The sequence below is a fragment of the Gemmatimonadota bacterium genome (assembly GCA_016209965.1).
GTDB lineage: Bacteria > Gemmatimonadota > Gemmatimonadetes > Longimicrobiales > RSA9 > JACQVE01.
In genome coordinates this window covers 1-7,759 of sequence record JACQVE010000258.1, presented here as the reverse complement: position 1 = coordinate 7,759, position 7,759 = coordinate 1, and the positions used below count along the sequence as shown (strand labels likewise).

At 70.8% G+C, this 7,759-nt stretch carries 10 protein-coding genes; 8 read left to right on the top strand and 2 right to left on the bottom strand.

The window, feature by feature from the left end:
- The first annotated feature begins 26 nt into the window (after window positions 1-26).
- The gene (locus HY703_10330; protein MBI4545583.1) at window positions 27-1,052 is read left to right on the top strand and encodes an alcohol dehydrogenase catalytic domain-containing protein; all 1,026 of its coding nucleotides are present in this window, start codon (window positions 27-29) and stop codon (window positions 1,050-1,052) included.
- Window positions 1,053-1,083: 31 nt separating this feature from the next.
- Here HY703_10330 and HY703_10325 read toward each other — a convergent pair whose 3' ends face one another.
- Window positions 1,084-1,455, bottom strand: coding sequence for a RagB/SusD family nutrient uptake outer membrane protein (locus HY703_10325; GenBank protein MBI4545582.1), 372 nt, complete (start codon window positions 1,453-1,455; stop codon window positions 1,084-1,086).
- Between the two features lie 451 nt (window positions 1,456-1,906).
- On the opposite strand from HY703_10325, the gene HY703_10320 reads away from it, so the two are divergent.
- The 5 genes from HY703_10320 to HY703_10300 all read left to right on the top strand — a co-directional run bounded on the left by HY703_10320 (window position 1,907) and on the right by HY703_10300 (window position 5,545).
- A complete protein-coding gene (locus HY703_10320; GenBank protein MBI4545581.1) occupies window positions 1,907-2,227 on the top strand; it encodes a hypothetical protein in 321 nt (106 codons plus the stop codon).
- On the top strand, window positions 2,158-3,303 hold the full coding sequence (locus HY703_10315; protein MBI4545580.1) for a response regulator: 1,146 nt from the start codon (window positions 2,158-2,160) through the stop codon (window positions 3,301-3,303). The genes HY703_10320 and HY703_10315 overlap by 70 nt, the downstream gene beginning before the upstream one ends.
- Complete coding sequence (locus HY703_10310; protein MBI4545579.1) at window positions 3,300-4,391, top strand: alcohol dehydrogenase catalytic domain-containing protein; 1,092 nt, start codon at window positions 3,300-3,302, stop codon at window positions 4,389-4,391. The genes HY703_10315 and HY703_10310 overlap by 4 nt, the downstream gene beginning before the upstream one ends.
- 66 nt (window positions 4,392-4,457) lie before the next feature.
- Window positions 4,458-4,955 carry a cupin domain-containing protein gene (locus HY703_10305; protein ID MBI4545578.1) on the top strand — a complete coding sequence of 166 codons (498 nt, stop codon included), beginning with the start codon at window positions 4,458-4,460 and terminating at the stop codon, window positions 4,953-4,955.
- A 2-nt stretch (window positions 4,956-4,957) separates the two neighbouring features.
- Window positions 4,958-5,545 carry an HDIG domain-containing protein gene (locus HY703_10300; GenBank protein ID MBI4545577.1) on the top strand — a complete coding sequence of 196 codons (588 nt, stop codon included), beginning with the start codon at window positions 4,958-4,960 and terminating at the stop codon, window positions 5,543-5,545.
- Between the two features lie 72 nt (window positions 5,546-5,617).
- Here the strand turns inward: HY703_10300 and HY703_10295 are convergent, their stop codons facing one another.
- On the bottom strand, window positions 5,618-5,995 hold the full coding sequence (locus HY703_10295; protein MBI4545576.1) for a hypothetical protein: 378 nt from the start codon (window positions 5,993-5,995) through the stop codon (window positions 5,618-5,620).
- Window positions 5,996-6,235: 240 nt separating this feature from the next.
- Here HY703_10295 and HY703_10290 point away from each other — a divergent pair, with 240 nt between their 5' ends.
- The gene (locus HY703_10290) at window positions 6,236-6,502 is read left to right on the top strand and encodes a hypothetical protein (GenBank protein ID MBI4545575.1); all 267 of its coding nucleotides are present in this window, start codon (window positions 6,236-6,238) and stop codon (window positions 6,500-6,502) included.
- A gap of 43 nt (window positions 6,503-6,545) precedes the next feature.
- Window positions 6,546-7,759 (top strand): NCS2 family permease (locus HY703_10285; protein ID MBI4545574.1); only part of this gene is annotated, 1,214 nt, incomplete at its 3' end.

Below are 7,759 nucleotides of genomic sequence, written 5' to 3'. Positions count from 1 at the left end.
GCGGGGGGCCGCGCGCGACTATCCGCATGACGGCCGCGGTCCTGGTCCGGCCGGGGCTGGTCGAGTTACGCGAGCTTCCCGTGCCGGAGCCGGGGCCCGGCGAGCTGGTGCTGCACGTCGAGGCCGCGCTGACTTGCGGCACGGACATCAAAACCTTCCAGCGCGGCCACCCCAAGATCCCGCTCCCGCTGCCCATGGGGCACGAATTCGCGGGCGTTGTAGCCGCGGCGGGGAGCGGCGTTCGAGGGTTCCGGGAAGGCGATGCCGTGGCTTGCGTGCCCACGGCGCCCTGCGGCGCCTGCCGGCTCTGCCGGCGGGGGCGCGAGAACCTGTGTCCTGAGGCCGTGGGCCGGATGGTGTTCGGCGGCTTTGCCGAGTACGTGCGGCTGCCGCAGCACCTGGTCGCGGCCAGCGTGTTTGACCGCCCCGCCACCCTCTCCGCCGAGGCGGCCGCGGCGCTCGAGCCGGTGGCGTGCGTGGTGCACGGCGCGGACCGGGTCGCGCTCGACCGGGCGGAGACCGTGGTGCTGCTGGGCGATGGGCCGATTGCGCTGCTCTTCCTGCAGCTCGCCCGGCGGCGCGGCGCAGGCCGCGTGCTGGTGGCGGGCAAGCACGCCGTGCGGCTGGAGGCGGCCCGCGAGCTGGGCGCCGATGCGGTGGTGGATGTGGGCCGCGACTCCCTGCAGGATGCCGTGCGCGAATGGACGGGTGGCACGGGCGGCGACGTCGTCATCGAGTGCGTGGGCCGGCCCCAGGTCTGGGAGGCCGCAGCAGGCCTGGCCGCCAGCGGCGGCGAGCTGCTCCTGTACGGCGGCTGTGCGGCCGGCAGCCGCGTCCGCTTCGACGCCTACCGCATCCACTACGAGGAGGTAGACGTCAAGGGCGCCTTCCACTACGGGCGCGCGGACGTGCGACGCGCCCTCGAGCTGCTGCTCTCCGGCGAGGTCCGGGTCTTGCCCCTGATAACGCACAGGGAGTCGCTGGACCGGCTCGAGCAGGCGCTCGAGCTGGTGCTGGCCAGGGAGGCCATCAAAGTCGCGATCCGCCCATGATCCGGAGGCTCAAGTCGGGGAAGTACCGGCTCTACTCGCTGATCGCCACGAAGCCCTTCTTGCCGCGCGAGAAGGCGATGGCGTTCGCGCCGTTGTCCCACCAGCCGTTGATGTCGGTGCCTGCTACGGCACGTCGAAAGACCACCATGGCGGCGATGGCGGGTTCGCAATGCTCGCAGACGCATTCTCCGCTGACGGCAGCTTCGAGCTTGGCGGCGCAGCGCGCGCGCTCATCGAGGACGAGCTTTAGCGTGAGCTGGGCATCCGTGACGGCCCGGCTATTGTCCCCGGCCGCACGCTGCCGGATCTGGTTGACGTAGCTCAGGGCCTGCGCCCGGCTGCCGCCGCCGCCGCGCAGCACGGCCTCAGCGTACATCAGATAGGCGTCCGCCAGGCGGAACATCGGGAAATCGGTGTCGGGGAACGTCGGGTGAGAGCCCGCCGTGCCCGACGACGTGACGTTCTGGTGGAGTGGTGGCGCGGGATGGCGTGCGCCGGTCAGCCCATAAGGGGGATTTCGCGCTTGCGGGGTGGCATGGAATTCGCTACGGCTTCAATGTCCCGCTTCAGCAGTTTTCACAGCCTCTCCCCGGGGGCACAAAGTTCCTATTGTGCTGCGGCACAGGGTCTTGCGCGAGACGTGAGTGCGCAGGCCGCCCCGCCGGCGCTGAGCCGGTCCGCGAGTTCCCGCAAGAATGGGCGGTTTGTGGCGCGCGAGTTCTTCCGGATTCCCGCGGGTTATTGACCTGCTGGCCGGCTGAGGCGCGCGCTGGCGCCCTGTCGAGGGGGAGTTGCGGCAAGCACAGAAGCTGGAGGCGATCGGCCGACTGGCGGGCGGCATTGCCCACGACTTCATGAACCTGGCGGTGAACGCGCGGGACGCCATGCCCCGCGGCGGCACGCTGACCATCGAGATCCGGAACGTGGACCTGGACGAGCGCTACGCGCGGCGCCACGCCGGGACGCGGCGTCGCCTTCCTCGAGAAGCCGTTTACGCTGGAGCGGCTGACGCGAAAGGTGCGGGAGGTGCGGGACCAGCCTGGTGCTGGCGAGGCGTAGGACCGGCCGGAAGCTGCAGTGCGCCCGGCCGAAGTGGAGCGAGAACATGGATCCTGACCTGGGCACAGCGCGCATCCTCCTGGTTGACGACGAGGACAGCCACCTCCAGTTGCTGAGGCGGATCCTCGAGCGCGGCGGCTACAGCCGGATCGAGACAACGGCCGACCCGCGGCGCGCGCTGCCGCTGTTCACCCGCCTGGAGCCGGACCTCATCCTGCTGGACCTGGACATGCCGTACCTGGACGGCTTCCAGGTGATGGAGCAGATCACGCCGCGGGTGCCCGAGGGCACCTACCTCCCCATCCTGGTCCTGACGGGCGAGACGGCGCAGGACGTGAAGGAGCGGGCGCTCGCCTCGGGCGCCAGGGATTTCCTGAGCAAGCCCTTCGAGCCGACCGAGGTGCTGCTCCGCATCCGCAACCTGCTCGAGGCGCGGCGGCTGCATTTCCGGTTGCAGGCGCAGAACGAGCGGCTCGAGGATCTGGTGCGGGAGCGCACCCGCGAGCTGGAGGAGGCGCGCCTCGAGATCCTGGAGCGGCTGGCGCGAGCCGCGGAGTTCCGGGATGACGAGACGGGCCAGCACACGCGCCGCGTGGGCGACTCGGCGGCCTTGCTGGCCGCGGCGCTGGGCCGCGACGCGGCAGAGGTCGAGCTCATGCGCCGCGCCGCGCCGCTGCACGATGTGGGGAAGATCGGCGTGCCCGACCGCATCCTGCTCAAGCCCGGCAGGCTGACCGAGGAGGAGTTCGGCATCATGAAGCGGCACACGGTCATCGGCGCCAGGCTGCTCTCCGGCAGCCGGGTAAAGCTCTTGCAGTTAGCAGAGGAGATCGCGCTCTACCATCACGAGCGCTGGGACGGCTCGGGCTACGCCGAGCTCGAGGCAGACGCGATTCCCTTCAGCGGCCGCATTGTCGCGGTCGTGGACGCCTTCGATGCGATGACCCACGTGCGGCCGTACAAGCCCGCCTGGCCGGTGCCGGACGCGGCGGCCGAGATCGAGCGGCAGAGCGGGCGGCAATTCGACCCCGCCGTAGTGCAGGCGTTTCTGCGCGTGCTGCCCCCGGAAGGGTTCGATTTCGGCGGCGATCCTGTGCCTGCTGGAAATGGCGGCGCCGCCGCTGCGCTTGACCGCGGCGCCAGCCTGCCACAAGATCCTGGCGGCCCGGGCGGGGGTTCTTCCCTATCGTGAGCAGCAGCCTTCCAGAGCGGATGCGCGCCGCCCGGCTCTATGGCTGGGGCGACGTGCGGGTGGAAGAGGTGCGCGTGCCCGAGCCGGGCCCGGGCGAGGCGCTGGTACGCGTGCTCGCCTGCGGGGTGTGCGGCTCGGATGCACTCGGCTGGTACGTGGAGCAGAAGGCGAGCGGCGCGCCGGTCGTGCTGGGCCACGAGCCTGCGGGTGTGGTCGTGGCGGCCGGGCCCGGGGTGGGCGTGGTCCGGCCGGGCGACCGGGTCTTCGTGCACCATCATGCCCCTTGTCTCACCTGTGCCGAGTGCCGGCGCGGGCTGTGGTCGAACTGCGCGACCTGGAAGGCGACGGCGCTGGATCCGGGCGGCTTTGCCGAGTACGCTCGCGTGCCGGCGCCGAATCTGGAGAGGGACACGCTGCGGCTGCCGGCGGACATGGAGCTCGAGGAGGCGATCTTCATCGAGCCGCTGGCCACCTGCATCCGCGCCCTGCGGCGCCAGGGTCGGGTGCAGCCGCTCGACGCGGTGCTGGTCATCGGCCTGGGCGCGATGGGCCTGCTGATGGTCCAGCTTGCGGGGATCTACCGCGCCGCAGTGGTGCTGGGCAGCGACTTCCTGCCGGAGCGGCGTGAGCTCGCCCTGCGACTGGGCGCGGCCGCGGCGCTGGACGCGGGCGCGGCGGATGTAGCCGCTGCCGTGCGCGAGGCCACGAGTGGCCGGGGCGCGGACGTGGTGCTGGTCTGTCCCGGCGAGGAGCGGGCGATCCAGACGGGGCTCGAGGCCGCAGCGCCTGGTGGCCGCGTCGTCTGCTTCACGCCGCTGCCGCCGGGCCGGGCGCTGGCGATCGACCAGTCCCGACTCTATTTCCGCGAGGTGACGCTGACCCACAGCTACTCCTGCGGCCCGGACGAGACGCGCGAGGCGCTCAGCCTGCTGGCCGGCGGCGCGCTGCAGGTGCGCCAGCTCGTGACGCACCGGGCCGGGCTGGAAGGCGTGGCGGACGCGCTGGAGCGGGCGCGCGGCAAGGGGGACGGGCTGAAGACCGTTATCTATCCGCAGGGTTTACATCACGCCGGCGGCCCCGCATCTTAGCGCCGCGCCGCTCCTGCGCTGCGAGGGCAGTGCAGCTTCATCTCGCCAGGAAGGCAGAACGTGACGATGCAACCTGAGCGCGCCGCCGCGTCGGACCCGGCCGCTGCGGATCTCACGCCCGAGGAAGGTGTGGCGACGTCGTCGTGTGAGCTCGAGCCGGAGGGGGCGCCGCTCGTCGAGAGCCGCGTGATCCGCTACGACGGCGCGGGTTGGGACGGCGTGCGGGCGCGGCCGTACAAGGCGGAGGCAGAACTGTTCCGGGGAGTGACGCGCCGGCTGCTGGCGGCGCCTGAGGGGGCGGGGTTCGAGCTGCGCTATTTCGAGATCGAGCCCGGGGGCCACAGCACGCACGAGCGGCACGAGCACGTGCACGTGGCGGTCTGTCTGCGTGGCTGCGGCCGGGTGCGCATGGCGGAGGGGACGCACGACGTCGGCTTCGGGGACGTGGTCTACGTGGCGCCGGGCGAGCCGCACCAGTTCCTGAACCCCTACCCGGACGAGCCGTTCGGCTTCCTGTGCGTGGTGGACCGGCAGCGGGACCGGCCCGTGCCGGCGGCCGGATGAGCATGCCCTCGCGAGGCGAGGCGCTTGAGCTGCTCGAAGCCTGGGTGGAGAACCCCGCGCTGCGCAACCACATGAAGGCGGTGGAGGCCGCGGTCCGGTATTACGCGCGCAGCTTCGGCGCGGACGAGGAGCGCTGGGCGCTCGCCGGACTGCTGCACGACCTGGATTGGGAAAAGCATCCGGCGGAGCACCCGCTGCGGGCGGCGGAGGAGCTGCAGCGCCGCGGCTACCCGGAGGACGTGGTGCACGCCATCCTGGCGCACCGCGGCAGCTTCACCGGGGTTGCGGCGGAGAGTCTGCTGGATCGGACCCTGCTGGCCTGTGACGAGCTGACCGGGCTGATCACGGCGACAGCACTGGTGCGGCCCAACGGGATCGACGATCTCACGCCCAGGTCGGTCCAGAAGAAGATGAAGGATCCCACGTTCGCGCGGGGCGTGGACCGGCAAGACGTCGAGCGCGGCCCCCAGCTCCTGGGCCTCGAGCTGACGGAGCACATTCAGAACGTGATCCAGGCCATGCAGAGCATTGCCCGAGATCTCGCACTGAGCGCCGAGCAGCTAGGCGGCGCTACGCCCCCCGCCGTGTAGGGAAGGAGAAATTGGGAGCCGGGCGCGGGGACCGGCTCCCCGGTCCTTTTCTTCTGGTGCGCTGCCGCGCGCTCAGGCGCTGCCCGCCGCCTTGAGCACCCGCTCTACGTATTTGTCGACCCCGCCGATCACCTCGATCATCTGCGCCTTGCCCTCGGCGGCGGCTACATCCTTGGCGAACTGGACGAGCACGCTGCGGACGCCGGCCCGGTCTGTGGTGGGAGTCGCTGCGACCCTCGGCTTGCGCGGGCGCCCGCCACGGCCCCGCCGCGGCGCCATCGACCGCTTGACCTGCAGCGGGTAGCGGGCGTTGAACTGCCGCGCGTTCAAGCTTGCGATACTCCTGTCCAGCTTCTTTGCCCTCTCCCAAAGCTCCTGCGTCGTGACTTTCGGGTTCTTCCGAATCTCCTCCTGCACCATATTCATGACCTTCTCGCTCACGTCGGCCACAGCTCCCCCCCGGTCGGATGGTGGATAGGACACGTACCTCGTTGGCGCGTGCAAAGAAAGTCGATCCCCCCGTGATTGTCAAGGGATTTTTCGCAGCGGCAGAATATCGGCGGCGGTTTATTCCTGCCGCGAGGCGTGGTTGGTCGGTAGCGCGCGTTATTGCGCCAGAAGGTGGGGCAGATCATCATATTCCCCCTTCGGGCTTGGGGCTCGGGTCCTGGCACGGGGGAGGGATGGCAGATGAGGCAGGAGCGGTCCTGGAATATGGCTGCGGCGGTGCTGGCTGCCGCCTGGGTGGTGCTGGCGGGGTGTGGCGATGCGGAGACGGCCGACAAGCGCGGCTACACCAAGGCGCCGCTCGAGCAGCCGGGGCTGATCATCAAGCCGGAGCCCACCACGGAAATGGATCGGCTGGGTGATCCGACGCTGCCCGTGGCGGAGGAGCTGGAGGTGGAAGCGGAAGCGGAGGCCACGCCGGCCCCACCGGTGCAGGGGGGCCGGAGCTGAAGGCCGGCTCCTTGCGCCTTCCGGCTCGAGGCTGGGAAACGCGGTGCTGGAGCGGCTTTTCCGCCTGCGCGAGCACGGCACTACCGTGCGCGCGGAGGTGCAGGCCGGGTTCGCCACCTACCTGACGCTCGCCTACATCGTCATTGTCAATCCTTCCATATTGAGTGATGCGGGCGTGCCCTTCGAGGGCGCACTGTTCGCGACCTGCGTGGCGTCCGCCGCGGCTACGCTGCTCATGGGCGTGGTGGCCAACTATCCCTTCGCGCTGGCGCCGGGGATGGGGCTGAACGCCTATTTTGCCTACAGCGTGGTGCAGGGGTTGGGCGTGCCCTGGCAGACGGCGCTGGGCGCGGTCTTCCTCTCCGGTGTGCTGTTCGTGCTGCTCACCGTGGGCCGCGTGCGCGCCCTGGTCGTGGACGCGGTGCCGCGCTCGCTCAAGACCGCGACCGCCGCGGGGATCGGCCTGTTCATTGCCTTCATCGGGCTGCGCAACGCGGGCGTGATCGCGGCCAGTCCCGCCACCTTCGTCACGCTCGGCCAGATCGCCGCGCCTGCCACGCTGCTCTCCCTCGCCGGGCTGGTGTTGACCGCCGGGCTGCTGGCGCGGGGGGAACGGGCCGCCATCGTCTGGGGGATCCTGTTGGTTGCCGCGGCGGCCATGGCGCTGCGGCTGGCGCCCTTGCCGCACGGGGTGGTCTCGCTGCCGGACGCCAGCGCCACCTTCCTGGCGCTGGATGTGCGCGCCGCACTCGCGCTCGGACTGCTGGACATCGTTTTTGTGTTCCTGTTTGTCGACCTGTTCGACAGTGTGGGCACGTTCATGGGGCTGGCGCAGCAGGGCGGGTACCTGACGCCGGAGGGGAGGCTGCCCCGCGTGAACCGCGCGCTGCTCGCCGATGGCGTGGGCACTGTGGCCGGCTCGCTGCTGGGGACCTCCACCATCACGACGTATATCGAGAGCGCGGCCGGCATCTCGCAGGGCGGGCGGACCGGGCTGGTGGCGGTGGTCGTGGCGCTGCTGCTGCTGCTTTCCGCCGTGCTCGCGCCTCTGGCCGGCGCGATTCCGCCCATGGCCACGGCGCCCGCCCTGATCGTGGTGGGCGCGCTCATGCTGCGCGCCGTGCAAGAAGTGCCCTGGACCGACATGACCGAGGCGGCGCCCGCCTTCCTGACACTGATCGCCATGCCGCTCACCTTCTCGATTGCCAACGGGCTCGCGCTGGGCTTCATCACCTACCCGCTGATCAAGCTGGTCTC

Coding starts and splice junctions, on each gene's coding strand:
- HY703_10330 (MBI4545583.1), top strand. CDS start 27: ATGACGGCCGCGGTCCTGGTCCGGCCGGGGCTGGTCGAGTTACGCGAG.
- HY703_10325 (MBI4545582.1), bottom strand. CDS start 1,455: ATGTTCCGCCTGGCGGACGCCTATCTGATGTACGCTGAGGCCGTGCTG.
- HY703_10320 (MBI4545581.1), top strand. CDS start 1,907: ATGAACCTGGCGGTGAACGCGCGGGACGCCATGCCCCGCGGCGGCACG.
- HY703_10315 (MBI4545580.1), top strand. CDS start 2,158: ATGGATCCTGACCTGGGCACAGCGCGCATCCTCCTGGTTGACGACGAG.
- HY703_10305 (MBI4545578.1), top strand. CDS start 4,458: ATGCAACCTGAGCGCGCCGCCGCGTCGGACCCGGCCGCTGCGGATCTC.
- HY703_10300 (MBI4545577.1), top strand. CDS start 4,958: ATGCCCTCGCGAGGCGAGGCGCTTGAGCTGCTCGAAGCCTGGGTGGAG.
- HY703_10290 (MBI4545575.1), top strand. CDS start 6,236: ATGAGGCAGGAGCGGTCCTGGAATATGGCTGCGGCGGTGCTGGCTGCC.